This is a genomic window from Porphyromonas cangingivalis (genome assembly GCF_900638305.1).
Taxonomy (GTDB): Bacteria; Bacteroidota; Bacteroidia; order Bacteroidales; family Porphyromonadaceae; genus Porphyromonas_A; species Porphyromonas_A cangingivalis.
In genome coordinates this window covers 798,396-816,189 of sequence record NZ_LR134506.1, presented here as the reverse complement: position 1 = coordinate 816,189, position 17,794 = coordinate 798,396, and the positions used below count along the sequence as shown (strand labels likewise).

The following is a 17,794-nucleotide window of genomic DNA, read 5'->3' as shown; positions in this document are numbered from 1 at the left end:
CTAAGGATTATATAATATCTTTGCAGGCGAAACTTGTGCCTATTATCTACAAATAATCAAATATGAACAAAACGATTAAACTTAGTCTCTCTGAGGCGATAGCTCACGTGAAGGATGGCGAAAAGATCGTCCTTGGTCATGCTGCTGTCACTCCTAACTGTCTCGTTGAAGAATTGGTAAGGCAAAAGGATAGATTTCGAGACCTTACGCTCTTTCAGATGATCTTCTTAGGTGATCCCGTACACGTCGCTCCTGAATGTGCCGATCATATGCGTGTGGTGGCTCCGTTTGTTTTCGGCCCTCAGATGCGTACAGCTGTGAGTGAAGGTAGAGCGGCTTATATCCCCACACACTTCAGCTATGTGCCATCGCTCTTCCTGCCCGGAGGTACCTTTGAGCCTGATTGGGCATTTGTCCAAGTGACACCACCCGATGCACAAGGACGATACAGCACCAGCTTGTCTTCTGACTTCACCTTGCCGGCTGCACGTGCTGCAAAGAAGGTCATGGCTGTCGTTAACCCTGCTCTTCCATACATCGGTGGAGACAACTTCCTCCGTGCTGATGAGATCGATATCATCGTAGAGCATGAGTCAGCCCCATATACTCTCCCTGCCTCGAGAGAGTCTGAGATCGACAGTAAGATTGCAGACTTCTGTGCTGCCCTCATTCCTGACTATGCGACACTCCAGATGGGTATCGGTGCCATCCCCGATGCCGTATTGGGCAAACTGTCCGATCGCAAGGACTTGGGTATCCACACAGAGATGTTTACCGATGGTGTCATGCACCTTCATCGTAAGGGTGTCATCACCGGCAAGTACAAAGGCGTGAATGTCGGTAAGGTGACATCAGCATTCGTCATGGGGAGTCAGGCACTCTATGATTACATCAATAACAATGACGAGTTTGAGCTTTATCCCGTCGATTACATGAATAATCCTCACGTCGTGGGAGAGAATCCCAACTTCATCTCCATCAACTCTTGTATCGAAGTCGACCTCTATGGACAGGTCTGTGCAGAGAAGGTCGGAGGCAAGATGTACAGTGGTAGCGGAGGTCAGCTCGACTATCTGCGTGGAGTCAGATATTCCAAGGGTGGAAAGAGCATCCTCACGATGCCTTCGACAGCCAAGAATGACGAAGTCTCTCGTATCGCGCCTAACCTCTCAAATCAAGCTGTCGTGACTTCTCATCGCAATGATGTGGACTACATCATCACCGAGTATGGTGTGGCACCTCTATTCGGACGCACAGAGGCAGAGAGAGCATTGGCACTGGCAAGCATCGCTCATCCCAAGTTCAGAGAAGGACTTGAGAGGGAGGCTTATGCTCGCTTCTCCATCCGCAAGGCATTCTGAGCTGTCTCGTCAGAGGAGATAAAAGTATACTATCAGAAGGAGGCTGTATCGTTGGTTTGTGTATACGATACAGCCTTCTTCTTTTTGAGAATTATCCTAAATGAACGTTATTCTGAGACTCAAAGGATGTACTTATGAAGACCGATCTTAGGGGCTTAAACCATGTTAAAGGTTACAAACGGGTAGCGAATTAGCAGTCAGAGATTTGTTTTATTTGTACTTTTGCAGAAAGTACATGATTTGACAACTGACAATTAGACATTTACTATAATGAAAACATTAAGTACACTTTCCATCGCAGGTGTGATCGGGCTTGCTACAGCTTTCTCTGTATCTGCACAGAGTCCCGCATCCATACAAGAGACACCTGCTTCCGATACTGTGACCTATATCCCACACTATGCTTCCAGGATTTTGGGAGATAAGGAAATGGCATCTTCGTTGCCTTCCAGAGCACAAGAGATCATCGGTCGTCCTGCAGTCATGGTCTTGGGAGACTCGAATGATGTGCCATTCTCTCAGCTCTTCACACCTCTTGTCTTCGATATGCAGATGCTCAACGAAACAGGATTGGACACCAAGGGCCTGAGGACTGTCTATCAGCAAGATCCATACAAATTGGACAGTTACTCATTGGATGCCTACTCGCAGGAGTTGATGGCTCAAGAAGTCTTCGAGAAAGGCAAGATGCCATCTCTCAAGAATGAGGTGAAGATCGTCCGGGAAGTGAGATCAAATGCTTTGCAGAATAATATCGGGATCGTAAAACTCACAAGTGCGATGTTGCCACAGGATAGGCTGGCCTCTCAGTTTGTCAGTGCTACGGGATACCAAGGCGAATTGGCCATTGTGAACAATGCGCCTCTCGTCCAGCAGACCGAAGACCTCGAAAAGAAAGTCATCGAAAGGGTTTACTGGACCACCAAGTTTGAAAGTAACATCCAGTTCTCACAAAACCAGATGTCCGACAACTGGTACAAGGGAGGCAACAACAGCTTGAACCTCAATATGCGTAACTACTTCAACTTGAGTTATGCCAAAGATAATGTGAAGTGGGTGAATGAACTTGAGTCCAAGCTCGGCTTCTTCAACAGCCCCAATGAGCCTATCGGTAAGTTCAAGATATCCGAAGACCTCTTCCGTATAGTCTCCAACTTTGGTCTCAAGGCGTTCAACGAGCGTTGGTACTACACCTTGGATACGCAGTTGCGTACACAGTTGTTGCGCAACCGAAACAAAGACAGTGTCCTTGTGACTCAGCCATTTGCTCCTTTCATCATAGATGGGGGACCCGGTATGAAGTACGAGTTGGAAAAGAAGTTCAACGACCCATTCAAGAAGTTGAAGTTCACTGCAAACTTCTCTCCCGTCGCGGTGACATTCATTTATACCTATACGAATGATGTCGACAAGGCCAGGATCGGTCTCCTTCCGGACGAGAAGCATAAGCTCCGCTTGGGTTCTACCGTCCGTATGGCGTTGGACTTCGACTTGTCACAGTCTGTGACTTGGCAGTCAAGAGTCTTCTACAACACTTCGTTTCAGCACGTCGAGACAGAGTTCGAAAATACGTTGAACTTCTCCATCAACAAGTACTTCTCGACTCGAATCAATCTTCACTTGAGATTTGATGACAGTGTGATCACAGATGACAAGTCATTCAAGAAGCTATTGCAGTACAACGAGCTTATCAGCTTCGGCTTCACATATAAGATATAAAGACTGTCCCTTTCGGCATAGGACAAAAGAAGGACAGCCGTTCCGACATCTATGATCAGTCGGGACGGCTGTCTTTTTTTGTTGTGGTAGAAGCCGGATAAAAAGGTCTAACGACTTTCATCATCAAGTCTAACGACTTTCATTATCAAGTCTAACGACTTTCATTATCAAGTCTAACGACTTTCATCATCAAGTCTAACGACTTTCATTATCAAGTCTAACGACTTTCATCATCAAGTCTAACGACTTTCATTATCAAGTCTAACGACTTTCATCATCAAGTCTAACGACTTTTTTTGAGATCTCCTATGGGCTGATTTCAAGAGGATTGCTCTGCAGTCTCGCACACCGGATGGTGATTGAGATCTCATTTCTCCCACAACAATCGCCAAAGAGGTACAAAAACAATGATAACAAAAACATTTGCGTCAGATTATATGTTTAATCCGTAGTTGAAGAATACAACAAACTAATATAACAACCTAATTATGAAATCAGACATCCAAATAGCGAGAGAAACTCAGCTAAAAGACATCAGGGAAGTGGCCGAAAGTATCAACATCCCTGCCGATGCCGTGAAGCTCTATGGGAATCACATGGCAAAGATCGATGTGAACCTCCTCAAGGAGAAGGGCAAGGAAGGTAAGCTTATTCTTGTTTCGGCAATCACTCCTACCAAAGCGGGTATCGGTAAGACTACCGTATCCATCGGGCTTGCTCTCGGTCTCAATAAAATCGGTAAAAAAGCCATCGTTGCCCTTAGAGAACCTTCTCTTGGTCCATGCTTTGGTATGAAGGGTGGTGCTGCCGGTGGTGGTTATGCTCAGGTACTACCGATGGAGAAGATCAACCTTCACTTTACGGGAGACTTCCATGCCATCACTTCGGCCAACAACATGATTGCGGCACTTCTCGATAACTATGCCTACCAAAATCGTAACAACGAGAATGGCCTCAGCCGTATCGTATGGAAGCGCGTCCTTGATGTCAATGACCGTAGCCTTCGTAACATCCTGACAGGTCTCGGAGGTATCAGCAATGGTATTCCTACCGAAGCCGGTTTTGATATCACACCTGCTTCTGAGATTATGGCTATCCTCTGTCTTGCGACAGACATGGACGATCTCCGTAGACGTATCGATAATATCCTGCTCGGATACAAGAAAGACGGTACACCATTCACGGTCAAAGATCTCGGTGTCGGTGGTGCGATCACCGTCCTCCTTATGGATGCCATCGATCCTAACCTCGTACAGACAACAGAGGGTACACCTGCTTTCATCCATGGTGGACCTTTCGCAAATATCGCTCACGGCTGTAACTCTGTCATTGCGACAAAGATGGCCATGAAGTTTGGTGAGTACACCGTGACAGAAGCCGGTTTCGGTGCTGACTTGGGTGGAGAGAAGTTCTTCGATATCAAGTGTCGTCAGGCAGGGCTTCAGCCGGCGTTGACAGTCCTCGTGGCTACGGCTCAGGCACTCAAGATGCACGGTGGTAAAGATCAGACAGAGCTCAAAGAACCTGATCCATCAGCTATCCGCAGAGGATTCAGCAACATGGACAAGCACGTGTCCAACCTGCGTAAGTTCGGGCAGTCTGTGGTGATCTGTATCAACAGATTCCCTACCGACACGGACGAAGAGATCGATACCATCCGCCAGCACTGCGAGGATATGGATCTCCCATTTGCGATCAACAACGCATTTGCCGAAGGTGGTGAGGGAGCTGTCGATCTTGCAAATATTGTCGTGGATACCATCAAGAATAAGCCTTCTTGCCCTCTTGCATACCTCTATGAGACAAAGGAAAATATCAAGAGCAAGGTGACCTCCATCACGAGAGAAATCTATGGCGCATCAGCAGTGGAGTTTGAATCTTCTGCAATGAAGAAACTCAAGCAGCTTGAGGAGCTCGGCTACGACAAGTATCCTGTCTGTATCGCGAAGACTCAGTACTCATTCACAAGCGATCCCAAGAAGGTGGGTGCTCCATCCGGCTTTATCCTCAAGGTGCACGACATCGTGGTCAATACCGGTGCTGAGATGATCATCGTCATCATGGGTGACATCATGCGTATGCCGGGCTTGCCAAAGGTGCCAAGCGCAGAGCACATCGACATCGTAAACGGAAATATCGAAGGGCTAAGCTAATCTGCCTCAATAAACATGACAGACCCACGAGTCCGACAAATCCTTTCGGACCTCAATGCAAGTGCAGAGGAGAAGAAAGCTTTGTTTGACAGACGTCTCAAAATAAGCAGGGATCCTGATACCGTTATGGGTATCAGGATCCCTCTTGTGCGTAGTGCAATAAAGCCGTTGAGTAAAATCATGTCTTTCCGGGAGGCGGTTGCGGAGATTTACCCATTGGCATTGAAGAGGTTTGAGTACAAGCTCCTTTTTGCCGGTGTGGCTGCCGAAAAGGTCTCAAATGAAGAAGAGATACGAGAGCTCTATGATCGCCTTTTCGATTGCGTGGATGGTTGGGGTGCAAGTGACTTCTTCTTGGGGGTGATCGAGACTGTATGCAAAAAGCATGAGGTGGGAGCAGAGATCTTTCGGGAGTATGTCTCGCTGCACAAGGACAACCCTGACCCTTTTGCTCGCAGGTTGACAATAGTCCCTTTGATCAGGCTGATCCCCGGAGGTTATCTTCCTTTATCATTTGCTTTGGAGCATTTGGAGTCCATGCAAGATGATGAAGACTACTACGTCTCTATGGGCATAGCATGGACGATAGTCTCTCTATACCCTCATCATGCGCAGGCAATATCAGACTTCTTGAGTTCAAAAATCACCAACACACAAGTGCAGAGGTTCACTCAACGCAAGCTGAGGGAGTCCAGGAAGGGGATTTCTTTGAATGCTTAATGCCTTTTTTCAACCTTATTCTACAGCATCTCTCATTGTTACGTTAGATTATTGGTGAGTTTTATTAATTCCTAATTACTCACTATCTTTGTACTAATTTTCAAACTATTATATTGAATTAAAACTATATTTCTAAACTATTAATCTACTTCACTCAACTATGAACAGAAAAGTCTGGATGTCTATCTTGACTACAATGTTGGTACTCATGTCGAGTGCGACATTGATGGCTCAGGTAACAGTAAAGGGGACGCTGCTTGAAAAAGGTAGCAATGACCCTTTGATGGGTATTACTGTCATGTCCGGAAAGACCGGAACGACTACTAATGTGGACGGTAAGTTTACCCTAAAGGTTGCTAAAGATGCTACTCTAACGATCCGTGCTGTCGGCTTCGATACAAAGACAATCAAAGTCGGTAAGGCTGCTGAACAAGATCTCGGAATTATTTATCTTTCACCATCGGCTGTAGGTCTGCAAGAAGTAAGTGTCATTGCTTCGGTCGTGCCTAAAGACCGTATCACTCCTGTCCCTCTCTCAAACGTCAGTATAGATAAGATTGAGACTGCAGCTCCAAACATTGAGTTTCCCGAGCTATTGAAGTCTACACCATCTGTCTATGTTACCAAGGGGGGCGGTGGATTTGGAGACTCACGTATCAATCTTCGTGGTTTTGACTCCAATAATATCGGTGTCCTCATCAACGGTATCCCCATCAATGACATGGAGAGTGGGAAGGTCTACTGGTCAAACTGGGCCGGTCTTTCTGATGTCTCCAGCTTCATTCAGGTACAGAGAGGTTTGGGGGCTTCCAAGCTTGGCCTTTCTTCTGTCGGTGGTACCATCAATATGGTAACGAAGAGTACAGATGCAAAGAAAGGGGGCTCATTCTACTCCGGTATCGGTAATGACGGTTACAATAAGTTTACCTTTAATGTCTCTACCGGTCTTATGGACAACGGTTGGGCTCTTACTGTCGCAGGTGCTCGCAATGGTGGTAATGGTTATGTCAACGCTACTTCTTTCCTCGGCTGGTCATACTTTATCAACGTTTCGAAGGTGCTAAACGATGCTCATCGTCTGTCATTCACTGCGTTCGGTGCTCCTCAGTGGCACAACCAAAGAGGCCTTATGTCTCGTATCGAGGATATAAAGAACGATCCTAACAGAGGTCGTCGCAACATCGGCTATGGTTATATCAATGGCAAAGAAACAACTCTTGCTTACAACTTCTACCACAAGCCACAGATGTCTCTCAATCACTACTGGGATATCAACGAGAAGAGCCAGCTTTATACATCGGTATATGCTTCTGTAGCGAGAGGTGGTGGTCGTCGTATTGTCGGTGAGAAAAGAAACTGGATGTACTTCGACAGAAATACCAACCTTCCTACAGCGGAGACAAGACTTACTAATGATGGTCTTATCGACTATGCTTCGATCATCGCAGATAACCGTGCCTCAAACACAGGTGCTAAGGTCATCTTTGCAAATGCGATCAACTCACACAACTGGTACGGTGTCCTCTCTACTTACAACAATAAACTGAGCGATCGTGTCAAGTTGACTGCCGGTTATGATGCACGTTTCTATCAAGGTATTCACCGTAATGTCATCTCTGACCTTCTTGGAGCAGACTACTACATCGAGCCTCAAGATCCAAGTAAGAAACTTATGTATCATGCCCCTTATCAAGCATTGAAGGTGGGCGATCATGTGGAGTATGACAATATCGGTGAAGTCCTTTGGAATGGCCTCTTCGCACAGACCGAGTTTACTGGCGAACGCTTCAATGGGTTTGTTTCTGCAACACTTTCTCATCAAGGGTACAGATATCGCAATCTTGGCGGTACTGCAGAACCTGAGGCTCTAAGAGAAAAGGGTGAGTCCATCAACTCAAAGTGGGCTTCATATCTCCCTTGGAGTATCAAGTCTGGGCTTAGCTATAAGGTCAATGAGAATAATAATTTGTTCGTGAATGCCGGGTACTTCACACGTGCTCCTTACTTCAGATCTGTATTCTTCAAGTACAATTCGGAAATCAACACCGGAGCTAAGTATGAAAAAGTACTTACCGGAGAGATTGGATATGGCTTCCGTAACGAAAACCTTAAGATTGACTTCAATGCTTACTACACAAAGTGGCTCGACAAAGGGATCACAAGGACATTGAGTAATAACGAAGTCGCCAACATTACGGGTCTCAACGCTCGCCATATGGGTATTGAACTTGAAGCAACTTATAATCCTTTTAAGACACTCGAACTTCGTGGTATGCTCTCGCTCGGAGACTGGATCTGGTCTGATGACGTAGATGCGTCTATCTTTGACAGCTCACAGACAAAGATTGCTGACATCAAGGCTTTCATCAAGGGGGTACATGTCGGTAACTCTGCTCAGTTTACCGCTTCTTTGGGGGCCAACTGGGAAGTATTTGAGGGCTTTAAACTTAACCTCAATACAAACTACTTCGGTAAGAACTATGCAGACTTTGACCCTGTCAACAGAACAAAGGAATCTGACAAGGTCGATGCATGGCAACTTCCTAACTATATGCTTGTAGACCTTGGGGCTTCATATAAGTTCAAGGTTGGTTCGCTCGGAGCGACATTGTACATGAATGTTGACAACCTCTTCGATACCGAGTACATTGCAGATGCAAGAGACGGTGTTCGCCACGACCAAAACACTGCTTTGGTTTACTACGGCTTCGGTCGTACTTGGGCTACAGGTCTTCGTATCAACTTCTAACACAAGTATCATCATTATAAAGTAAATAGAAATGAAGAAATATATTACTTTAGCCATCCTTGCAGCCTCATTTGTATTCACTTCATGTGATCCAATGAAAGGTATTTATGAGGATATAGACAGCAAGGAGACTTCTATCAAGAAGACTGCTTCATATGAATTAACGGCTACAGACTACAATACGATTGCAGGTCTTTTGGATAAGGCCAATCCACATGCGGCAGCATTCAAGGCCATGCAAGCCTTTGATCAGAATGTGACAGCTCAAGAAATGGTGCCTCATCTTCTAAAAGTTAAGTATCCTGAGTGGGGTAAGGGGTCTTCTGTTAATGTCACTTACAATGAAGTGTTACCTATAGATGGTAAGATCTCGGCGTTGGGAGAAAGGGCTTTTGTCGCTCTTAACAAAAAGGATATAAATGCTTTGGGGATTAACTCTCTGACAGATTTGACCAAAGAGCAGATCACTGCGCTCATCAATGCTGCTAAGGCGAAGGCCGGATCTGCCACCTCAATTTTGATCAAACTGACCATAGACAAAGAAAATAAGATCCTATTTGCAGTCAATGGTCAATTGGCCGGAAAAGAGTACTATGTCATTTCATGGGATGAGTTCAAACAGATGGGACTGGAGCGATTTGCCAACTTTTCACCATCTACAAAGCCTGAAGATTATATCCCTACGCTTCTTGCACAGAAGTATCCCTACGCAAAAGAGGGAGATTCGCACATCATGATTTATGCCTTCTACAATAGTGCTAAGAAGACAACTTCTGTCGATGCTGTGAAGTATGAGAAGAAAAACAAGGTTTGGGCTCCGGCACCTCTTGTTCAAGCAAAGACTTCACAGTTTATTCACACCGGTAAGGTTTGGATCTTTGATCCTACGATTGATTTCGAACTAACCTCTGAAGACTTTGCTTATCTTCATGCTTGGGTCAAGCAGAATCACCCCGGATACATCAGTGAGAGGTATAAGGATAACGAAGAGTATTGGTTCGGCGGCAGTGGATACTACAAAAACTTCAATATCGATGGTGGTAAGACTGTCGGAGAGCGACCCGAAGAAGATGGTAAGACGCCCGAAGAGTTGAAAAAGATAAGACTTCAGCGTATTATCGAGGGGCTACAGATGGTGCTTGCACGTAGATATTCTGCAAATCCAGCTCAGGTCAATGGTATCGATCAGATGTACAAGGTCAGAGTTGAGATCCGTGAAAAGAGCGTGAATACAAAGTGGCTTTATACTTTCAAGGGATTGGGCAGCGGTAAGTTCCAACTTGAAGGAAAACCCGAACAAATGTAATTGTGGATCAATAATCCTATGATTTAAATAAGAGGATGCCCTGTCTTAGAGAGGACATGGGCATCCTTTTTTTATACGAATGAAGATGGACAAAAAAGCATTTCAAGAGTATTACCCTTCCGAGTTCAGTCATTGTTTCGGTTGTGGGTGGGGGAATGAGCATGGGCTTCATGTCAAGAGTTATTGGTGTGATGAGGATGCCGGAGAGACGATTGCATACTTTCGCCCCGAAGAGCATCATACAGGTGGATTTCCCGGTAATGTCTATGGGGGATTGATCGCTGCCATCCTCGACTGTCATGGTAATGGTACAGCAGCTGCTGCCGGTTATAAGCATGTGGGGCGAGAGATGGGTACGCTTCCGGCTTTACGTTATGTGACGGCTAATCTCAATGTGAACTATAGACTCCCGACACCGATAGGCGTGGAGCTGGAATTGAGGGGCAAAGTGCTTGAGGTCACGGACCGAAAGGTCAGTATGGCTCTTTCTGTTTGGGCTAATGGTCAAGAGACTGTTTCGGCAACAATGGTATCGGTACTGCTTCCTGTCACTCCCCGGTGATAAGAGGGGCGGAGGTTCAGAATACTACCGATCGGCTCCCTGCTCATACGGGGAGAGAGTCTTCTCTTTCATTACGTTCTGTCGGGCTTCGGAATGCTTTATGTCGTATGACAGAATGTATTCTGGAGTCTGACAGAATCTTTTCTGTTGCCTGCCGGAATAGATTGATCGCTTGATCTTTTATCCTCTGTTTGAACTTTTGCGGGAGCGGGTTGACTCGTAGTATGAGGTTTCGTCGAACGTTAGATTATCTCTTCAGGATGTCCCCTTTAATTCTTATCTTTGTACTCTTAAATATCTATGTTACAAGGTAAGAATGTACTAAAAATATGAAGGGTTATAATAGAAATGAATTCGAGATCATGGCACCTGTAGGGAGCTATGATGCACTATATGCCGCGATACAAGGAGGGGCAGACTCGGTCTACTTCGGTATCCAAGGGCTCAACATGAGGGCAAGATCCTCTAAGAGCTTCACCACTGAGGATTTGAAGAAGATCGTCGAAATCTGCGAGCCTAAGGGGATCAAGACATATCTTACGGTAAATACAATTATCTACGACTCAGATATGTCTCTGCTTCATCAGATCGTGGACTCTGCCAAGGAGGCCGGTGTATCGGCAATTATAGCTTCGGACATCGCTGCGATGTCTTATGCTTATGACAGAGGCGTGGAGGTGCATCTCTCCACACAACTGAACATCACTAATGTGGAGGCACTGAAGTTTTACGCTCGCTTTGCTGATGTTGTGGTGTTGGCACGTGAGCTCAATCTTGATCAAGTCGAACACATTTACCGTGCAATACAGACCGAACAGATCAGGGGGCCTCATGGCGAACTTGTACGTATCGAGATGTTCTCGCACGGAGCTCTTTGTATGGCTGTCAGCGGTAAGTGCTATATCAGTCTCCATGAGATGAACTCTTCGGCCAACAGAGGGGCTTGCAACCAGATCTGTCGTCGAGGTTTTACAGTCAAGGATAAAGAGACAGATGTCGAGATGGATGTCGAGAATCAGTACATCATGTCCCCCAAAGACCTGAAGACAATTCATTTCATGAACAAAATGATGGATGCCGGAGTGAGGGTCTTCAAGATTGAAGGGCGTGCTCGTGGGCCTGAATATGTGCGCACCGTATGTGAGTGCTACAACGAAGCCATCGATGCGTACATCAATGACGACTATACGCAGGAGCGTATCGATGACTGGGATCAGAGGTTGATGAAGGTCTTCAACAGAGGCTTTTGGGATGGGTACTACCTCGGCCAGAGACTTGGTGAATGGACCCACAAGTATGGTTCGTCTGCCACACGTGTCAAGGTCAATGTGGGTAAGGTCGTGAAGTTTTTCAGTAACATCAGTGTGGCAGAGTTCGAACTTGAGAGTGGCTATATCGATGCCGGTGAAGAACTCATGGTGAGCGGTCCTACAACGGGCGCAGTATTCTTGGGATCGGATGATATGCGCATCGACGACAAGGCACGCGAGAAGGTACTCAAGGGGGATAAGTTCTCTTGTCTCGTGCCGGAGAAAGTCCGTCCGGGAGACCGCCTCTATGTCATGAGAGAGGTGGAGGAAAGGAAGAAATATTGAAAACAACATACAAACACGCAAATCTATATGATGAAGAAACTGCCTGAAAAGAAGTATGCTTACCTCATCGAAATGAAGGTGAGAGACTACGAATGTGACTTGCAGGGGGTGGTGAACAATGCAAACTATCAGAGGTATATGGAGCATGCTCGTCACGAATTTTTAGAGACCCTTGGGGATAATTTTTCCAGAATGCACGATAATGGTTATGACGCCATGGTGGCACGTGTGGAGATCGACTACAAAAAGTCTTTGCGCAGCGGTGATCACTTTTTTGTGGGACTTAATCTGCACAAGCAAGGGCCGAAGTTGATCTTCGAACAAGATGTCATCAACTGTGGCACGATGGAGATCGCAGCCAAGGGAAAGATCTCTGTCGTCGTTGTCAAGGATGGTGTACTTACCAGAGGTGAGTATCTCGATGAGATGATCGCTGATTATGTGACGAAGGCATAATAATTTATGGAGTGGAGTAGGGAACAGGTTGCTTTATTGACCCTTAGTTGTGTCGATGGGATCGGCTCTATCATCAGTCAGTCCCTTATAGAGCATTTTGGCTCTGCGTCGGCCGTCGTCGAGGCATCGGCAGATGAACTGCTGGAAGTCCCCGGTATGGGACGTAAACTTGTCTCCGCTCTACACAGCCCTACGGCTCATCGAGCCGCAGAGGAAGAGATGGCTTTGATCGAGAGGATGCAGGGGGCTGTCACCCCGCTATTTTGGGGTGAAGCACCTTATCCAAAGATGTTGGCCTCTTGTTTTGATGCTCCATTAGTCCTTTATGTGAGAGGTACGGTGCCTTCTGCTCCGATGATCAGTGTTGTTGGCACGAGGCGTATGTCTCCTTATGCCGAGGATGTATTACGTACGGTCTTCGTAGAGTGGGCTCATTTGTGTCCGGATCTTGTCATTGTCAGTGGCTTGGCCTATGGGGTGGACTGTGCAGCTCATAAGATAGCCTTGGAGTGTGGGCTACGTACGGTTGCCGTCGTGGCTCATGGACATCATACCTTGTATCCCTCTGCTCACACGGCTTTGGCAAAAGAGATGTGCGACAAAGGAGGTGGAATAATCACCGAGTACACCTTCAATACAAAGGCACTCAAGCAACGATTTGTCTCTCGAAACAGAATTGTCGCAGGGCTATCGTCCGGCACACTTTTGGTGGAGTCTCCAGAGAGAGGAGGGGCACTGATCACTGCGAATATAGCGTTCGATTACTGTCGTTCGTTGTACGCCGTCCCGGGGCGTTATTTTGATGCCAATTCGCAGGGATGCAATAGAATGATCGAGCTTCAGAAGGCAAGCATACTGACATCTCCCTCAGCCATGCTTGAGGATCTCGGACTTGTCTCTCAACCGAAGCAACAATCACTTCCGTTGGAGTATGATGACGAAAGTACCGAAGCAGACAATCCTGTCGTCCGCTTGCTCAAGAGTGTCGATGACATCAGTGTCGAAGATCTTGTACATCGTACTGGAGAAGCCCTCTCAACGGTATCGGCTTTGTTATTCGATTTGGAGTTGGATGGCTTGATCAGACCTTTGCCGGGTGGGCGTTATGCTTGGATTAGAAAATAAATTTAATGTTATGAGAAAAATTTGGCTGGCATTACTTTCTATGATGCTTCTTTCATCTTTCTCGCTGAAAGCAGACTGGTGGGGCGATAAGTACTCGATGTTTGTACACTATGGGCTGTACTCGATACCTGCCGGGGTATGGAACGGTAATCCCGTGAAAGAGGGGTATTCCGAACAGATACTCACCTTTGGGATCGGTTTTTCGGATTGGTACGAAGCCTATACGAGGGAGTTTGATGCCAAAAACTTCGATGCCGAAGCCATCGTTGCACTTGCCAAGAAGGCAGGTATGAGGTCTGTCGTCATGACGGCAAAGCACCACGATGGTTTTTGTCTTTTTCACACGCAGACCACGTCGTACAACTCCTTTGATGGCACACCCGCACGTCGGGATTTGATAGGTGAGCTCGCCGAAGCCTGCCATCGTAACGGTTTGGGCTTCGGTATTTATTTTTCTCTCATCGACTGGCACTTCCCTGCAGCTGTGCCTTTTTCGTCTCACAATGCCGATCCCATCACACCTGCCCATCACGAGTACAATATGGCTCAGGTGACAGAACTTCTGACCAAATATGGAGCCGTCGATGAACTGTGGTTTGATATGGGGTCTCTCTTGCCCGCACAGAGTGAGGAGCTATACAGACTGGTGCACAAGCTTCAGCCAAAATGCATGGTGAGCGGTCGTTTGGGCAATGATTATGCGGACTTCTGCGTTATGCCTGACAATCAGTTCCCTGACTATGATATGATACTTCCGTGGCAGACCGCAGCTTCGATCTTCCCTGAGACCTGGGGCTATCGTTCGTGGCAAGAGAGAGGAGAAGTCTCCACGAAAGTAAATGAGAAGTTGGAGGACCTTGTCAATGTCGTTTCTCGTGGAGGTAAATATCTGCTCAATATCGGCCCTATGGGTGATGGTGGTATCGTCCCTTTCGAGTATGAAGTCTTATCTGCTATCGGCAAGGAGTTAGAGCCTATCAGTGAAGCGATATACAACACCCTGCCTACACCTTACGAGGTCTCGACAGACGTCCCTTCTGCCACACTTTCTCAAGACAAAAAGGATCTTTATCTATTCTTCCGAAAAGACCGACATACAACTGTTTTACCTCGAACTCTCACCCCGATCAAGGAAGCTAAGATCTTAAATGCCAAGGGAAATGTCAAGATCATCAGACAAAAAGGGGCTTCTTTGACGCTCGATATCGAGGGACAACGTCCGTATTTGACTGTCGTAAAGGTTACTTTTGATGAGCCTTTGCGTGTCGACAAACCCATTTGTCAGCACAAGACGCTGTCTCCTCTCAATGCCACACCCTTGTATGCTCAGTCGGCTGTAGACTATTATTCCGGTTTCAGAAGTATTCTTGGCTATCAATGGCATTTACCCTCGGTAGGGGAAAAGGTCAAGGTTGCTTTCACCGACGAGGAATTGGGCAGAAAGTTTGTTTTAGGCCTTGATGAAAATGAGGGCGTGACTCATACGTTTGTTTCTGAACAGACAAAGACTGTGAAGTTTAATCCCAAGACCATCAAGTGGCAAGCACTGAATGTCGTCACTCAGAGAGGCCTCTTTGGAAGTGTCTCAGATGTTATCCTCTCGCACAGACTCTCGGACAAAGTGAAGTGGCAGGCACAGCCTATGACCATGAAGTATGAGAGTGATGTTTACGATCGTACGGCCGTGTACTTGCGCTATGAGATTGAGGCACAGCAGGCTGTCGAACTCCCACTTCGACTATCTTACAGAGACGGTCTTTTGATCTATCTTGATGGAACTTATTTCGAGGGTGATCTCGCTCGACCTATGGATGACAAGTCTGTCTCCACACGTACTGTGCTGATTCCCCTATCGAAGGGCAAGCACACCTTGCTCTTCAAGGTTTATAGTCGTTGGGGTGGATTGTTGGGCTTTTCTATGGAATCCCTGACGGAGTACCATCGGCATACGATGACATTGCCGGTGCCCTCCATGTTTGCTCGTCCGACGACATTGAGTATCATCAAGGAGAAGTCTGTCCCTTTGGCTTCTCCTGCGAGGTTGAACAATGTGCGTGTCGTGAAGTAATCCAAGTCAAAGTCAAAATGATATTGATAGGAGGTTTTGTCATACGACAGAATGTTTTTTCTTGTCCGATAGAAAGTATTCTGTCGCCTGAAGGAGTGTTTTCTGTTGCCTCTCAGAAGTTCTCGTCTTCGATATTAAATCACTGTAAATTCCGTTTCTTATATTGAGCCGATGTTATTGTGCGATTGGCTCACATGAGGTTCTCATATTTTTCATAACTTTACATCATGACTGATATTACACTAATCACAAAATTGAGGGAGGCGAGACAATTTTTCTTAATGTCCGGGCCTTGTGCCATCGAAGGGAGAGATGTCGTCATGAAGACTGCAGAGACCCTTGTGGCTCTATGTGACAGACTGTCTATCCCTTTTATATTCAAAGGGTCGTATCGCAAAGCCAATCGTTCGAGACTTGACTCATTCACCGGTATTGGAGACGAAAAGGCACTGAAGATATTGGCAGAGGTGCGTCGGGAGTTTGGTGTCCCCGTGGTGACGGACATACACGAAGCTCATGAGGCTGCGATGGCAGCTGAGTTTGTCGATGTATTGCAGATACCGGCATTCCTTTGTCGCCAGACAGACCTCTTGGTCGCTGCGGCAAAGACAAACAAAGTCGTTAATGTCAAGAAGGGACAGTTCCTTGCTCCGTCTTCGATGAAGTTTGCAGCCGACAAGTTGAGATCCAGTGGCAATGATCAGATCATATTGACCGATCGTGGGACTTCGTTCGGCTATGGAGACTTGATCGTCGATTATAGAGGGATACCCTTGATGCAGGAGGAAAATGACTGTCCGGTAGTTATGGACGTAACGCACTCTCTCCAGCAACCCAACACTTCGAGTGGAGTGACAGGGGGAGTCCCCGAGCGTATAGATACGATCGCTTCTGCCGCAATAGCAGTGGGTGCCGATGGTCTATTCATCGAGACACACCCCGAGCCTTCGGAGGCTCTTTCGGATGGGGCCAATATGTTGAGGCTCGATGCCATGGAACCACTCCTCAAGAAGATGATCAGAATACGAGAAGCCATATTGTAAAAGAAATAGACCAAAGATATGAAACCAACCCTTTTTATCCTTGCTGCCGGGATGGGTACACGTTACGGCGGACTCAAGCAACTTGACGGTGTCGGCCCGGGAGGTGACACGATCATGGATTACTCCGTTTATGATGCCGTCCGTGCAGGCTTCGGCAAGATCGTTTTTGTGATCAGAGAGGTCTTTGCCAAAGAGTTTAAGGAGCAAGTTGTTGCCAAATATGAGAGCATTGTTCCTGTCGAGATCGTATATCAATCCGTAGATGATCTTCCCGAAGGATTTGTTTGTCCTGCCGGTAGAGAGAAGCCCTGGGGAACAAATCATGCCGTCTTGATGGGAGCAAAAGTGATCAAAGAACCCTTTGCTGTCATCAACGCCGATGACTTTTATGGACGGCACAGCTTCCAAGTCCTTGCAGATGCATTGACCAAGGCGGAAGGTACTCAAGGCAAGTACTGTATGGTCGGGTATTATCTCGGCAATACATTGAGTGAGAGTGGCACGGTCTCCAGAGGGGTTTGCAGTGTCGACGAGCATGGCAAACTGAGGACTGTGGTCGAACGCAAGGACATCGAAAGAGGGGACGATGGCCAAATTGTGTTCAAAGAAGAGGGTCGTAAGACCCCACTTGCAGACAATACTCTCGTCTCAATGAATATGTGGGGATTTACGCCGGACTATTTTGTGCACTCGGAGAAGGCTTTCGTTGACTTTTTGAAAGAAAATATAGACAGTGCCAAAGGAGAGTTCTATATCCCCTCGGTAGTCAATGACTTGATCACGACATCCAAGGCTACATGCGATGTCTTGGAGACTTCGTCTCAGTGGTTTGGGGTGACTTATCCGGAGGATCGCCCCGTCGTCGTTGCCAATCTGAAAAAGCTGGTAGAGGCAGGCGAATATCCCGAGAAACTATTTGCATCGAAGTAAAAAGGAG

The 17,794-nt window shown here is 46.7% G+C and carries 13 protein-coding genes; all 13 read left to right on the top strand.

Features of this window, described 5'->3' with window-relative positions:
• Positions 1-62 precede the first annotated feature (62 nt).
• Positions 63-1,361 carry an acetyl-CoA hydrolase/transferase family protein gene (locus EL262_RS03445; RefSeq protein WP_025839555.1) on the top strand — a complete coding sequence of 433 codons (1,299 nt, stop codon included), beginning with the start codon at positions 63-65 and terminating at the stop codon, positions 1,359-1,361.
• Between the two features lie 270 nt (positions 1,362-1,631).
• Complete coding sequence (locus EL262_RS03440) at positions 1,632-3,080, top strand: DUF3078 domain-containing protein (protein ID WP_025839557.1); 1,449 nt, start codon at positions 1,632-1,634, stop codon at positions 3,078-3,080.
• Between the two features lie 488 nt (positions 3,081-3,568).
• On the top strand, positions 3,569-5,233 hold the full coding sequence (locus EL262_RS03435; protein WP_078735737.1) for a formate--tetrahydrofolate ligase: 1,665 nt from the start codon (positions 3,569-3,571) through the stop codon (positions 5,231-5,233).
• Positions 5,234-5,248: 15 nt separating this feature from the next.
• Positions 5,249-5,953, top strand: a complete 705-nt coding sequence (locus EL262_RS03430) for a DNA alkylation repair protein (RefSeq protein ID WP_025838130.1) — start codon at positions 5,249-5,251, stop codon at positions 5,951-5,953.
• A 160-nt stretch (positions 5,954-6,113) separates the two neighbouring features.
• A complete protein-coding gene (locus EL262_RS03425; protein WP_025838132.1) occupies positions 6,114-8,702 on the top strand; it encodes a TonB-dependent receptor in 2,589 nt (862 codons plus the stop codon).
• Between the two features lie 31 nt (positions 8,703-8,733).
• Positions 8,734-10,008 carry a hypothetical protein gene (locus tag EL262_RS03420; protein ID WP_025838133.1) on the top strand — a complete coding sequence of 425 codons (1,275 nt, stop codon included), beginning with the start codon at positions 8,734-8,736 and terminating at the stop codon, positions 10,006-10,008.
• Between the two features lie 85 nt (positions 10,009-10,093).
• Positions 10,094-10,570 carry a PaaI family thioesterase gene (locus tag EL262_RS03415; protein ID WP_025838134.1) on the top strand — a complete coding sequence of 159 codons (477 nt, stop codon included), beginning with the start codon at positions 10,094-10,096 and terminating at the stop codon, positions 10,568-10,570.
• Between the two features lie 329 nt (positions 10,571-10,899).
• Positions 10,900-12,165, top strand: coding sequence for a peptidase U32 family protein (locus EL262_RS03410; protein ID WP_025838137.1), 1,266 nt, complete (start codon positions 10,900-10,902; stop codon positions 12,163-12,165).
• A gap of 30 nt (positions 12,166-12,195) precedes the next feature.
• Positions 12,196-12,621 (top strand): acyl-CoA thioesterase, encoded by a 426-nt coding sequence (locus EL262_RS03405; RefSeq protein WP_036846552.1) that lies wholly within the window; start codon positions 12,196-12,198, stop codon positions 12,619-12,621.
• A gap of 6 nt (positions 12,622-12,627) precedes the next feature.
• Positions 12,628-13,746: a DNA-processing protein DprA gene (locus EL262_RS03400; RefSeq protein ID WP_025838141.1), complete on the top strand. Its 1,119-nt coding sequence runs from the start codon at positions 12,628-12,630 to the stop codon at positions 13,744-13,746.
• A gap of 10 nt (positions 13,747-13,756) precedes the next feature.
• The gene (locus EL262_RS03395; protein ID WP_078735738.1) at positions 13,757-15,814 is read left to right on the top strand and encodes an alpha-L-fucosidase; all 2,058 of its coding nucleotides are present in this window, start codon (positions 13,757-13,759) and stop codon (positions 15,812-15,814) included.
• A 236-nt stretch (positions 15,815-16,050) separates the two neighbouring features.
• The gene (gene kdsA / locus EL262_RS03390) at positions 16,051-16,857 is read left to right on the top strand and encodes a 3-deoxy-8-phosphooctulonate synthase (RefSeq protein ID WP_025838143.1); all 807 of its coding nucleotides are present in this window, start codon (positions 16,051-16,053) and stop codon (positions 16,855-16,857) included.
• Positions 16,858-16,875: 18 nt separating this feature from the next.
• Positions 16,876-17,787 carry a nucleotidyltransferase family protein gene (locus EL262_RS03385; protein WP_025838145.1) on the top strand — a complete coding sequence of 304 codons (912 nt, stop codon included), beginning with the start codon at positions 16,876-16,878 and terminating at the stop codon, positions 17,785-17,787.
• Positions 17,788-17,794 lie beyond the last annotated feature (7 nt).

What these genes read in the sequence shown, in the direction of transcription:
- EL262_RS03445 (WP_025839555.1), top strand. Translation starts at nt 63, where the DNA reads ATGAACAAAACGATTAAACTTAGTCTCTCTGAGGCGATAGCTCACGTG.
- EL262_RS03440 (WP_025839557.1), top strand. Translation starts at nt 1,632, where the DNA reads ATGAAAACATTAAGTACACTTTCCATCGCAGGTGTGATCGGGCTTGCT.
- EL262_RS03435 (WP_078735737.1), top strand. Translation starts at nt 3,569, where the DNA reads ATGAAATCAGACATCCAAATAGCGAGAGAAACTCAGCTAAAAGACATC.
- EL262_RS03430 (WP_025838130.1), top strand. Translation starts at nt 5,249, where the DNA reads ATGACAGACCCACGAGTCCGACAAATCCTTTCGGACCTCAATGCAAGT.
- EL262_RS03425 (WP_025838132.1), top strand. Translation starts at nt 6,114, where the DNA reads ATGAACAGAAAAGTCTGGATGTCTATCTTGACTACAATGTTGGTACTC.
- EL262_RS03420 (WP_025838133.1), top strand. Translation starts at nt 8,734, where the DNA reads ATGAAGAAATATATTACTTTAGCCATCCTTGCAGCCTCATTTGTATTC.
- EL262_RS03415 (WP_025838134.1), top strand. Translation starts at nt 10,094, where the DNA reads ATGGACAAAAAAGCATTTCAAGAGTATTACCCTTCCGAGTTCAGTCAT.
- EL262_RS03410 (WP_025838137.1), top strand. Translation starts at nt 10,900, where the DNA reads ATGAAGGGTTATAATAGAAATGAATTCGAGATCATGGCACCTGTAGGG.
- EL262_RS03405 (WP_036846552.1), top strand. Translation starts at nt 12,196, where the DNA reads ATGAAGAAACTGCCTGAAAAGAAGTATGCTTACCTCATCGAAATGAAG.
- EL262_RS03400 (WP_025838141.1), top strand. Translation starts at nt 12,628, where the DNA reads ATGGAGTGGAGTAGGGAACAGGTTGCTTTATTGACCCTTAGTTGTGTC.
- EL262_RS03395 (WP_078735738.1), top strand. Translation starts at nt 13,757, where the DNA reads ATGAGAAAAATTTGGCTGGCATTACTTTCTATGATGCTTCTTTCATCT.
- EL262_RS03385 (WP_025838145.1), top strand. Translation starts at nt 16,876, where the DNA reads ATGAAACCAACCCTTTTTATCCTTGCTGCCGGGATGGGTACACGTTAC.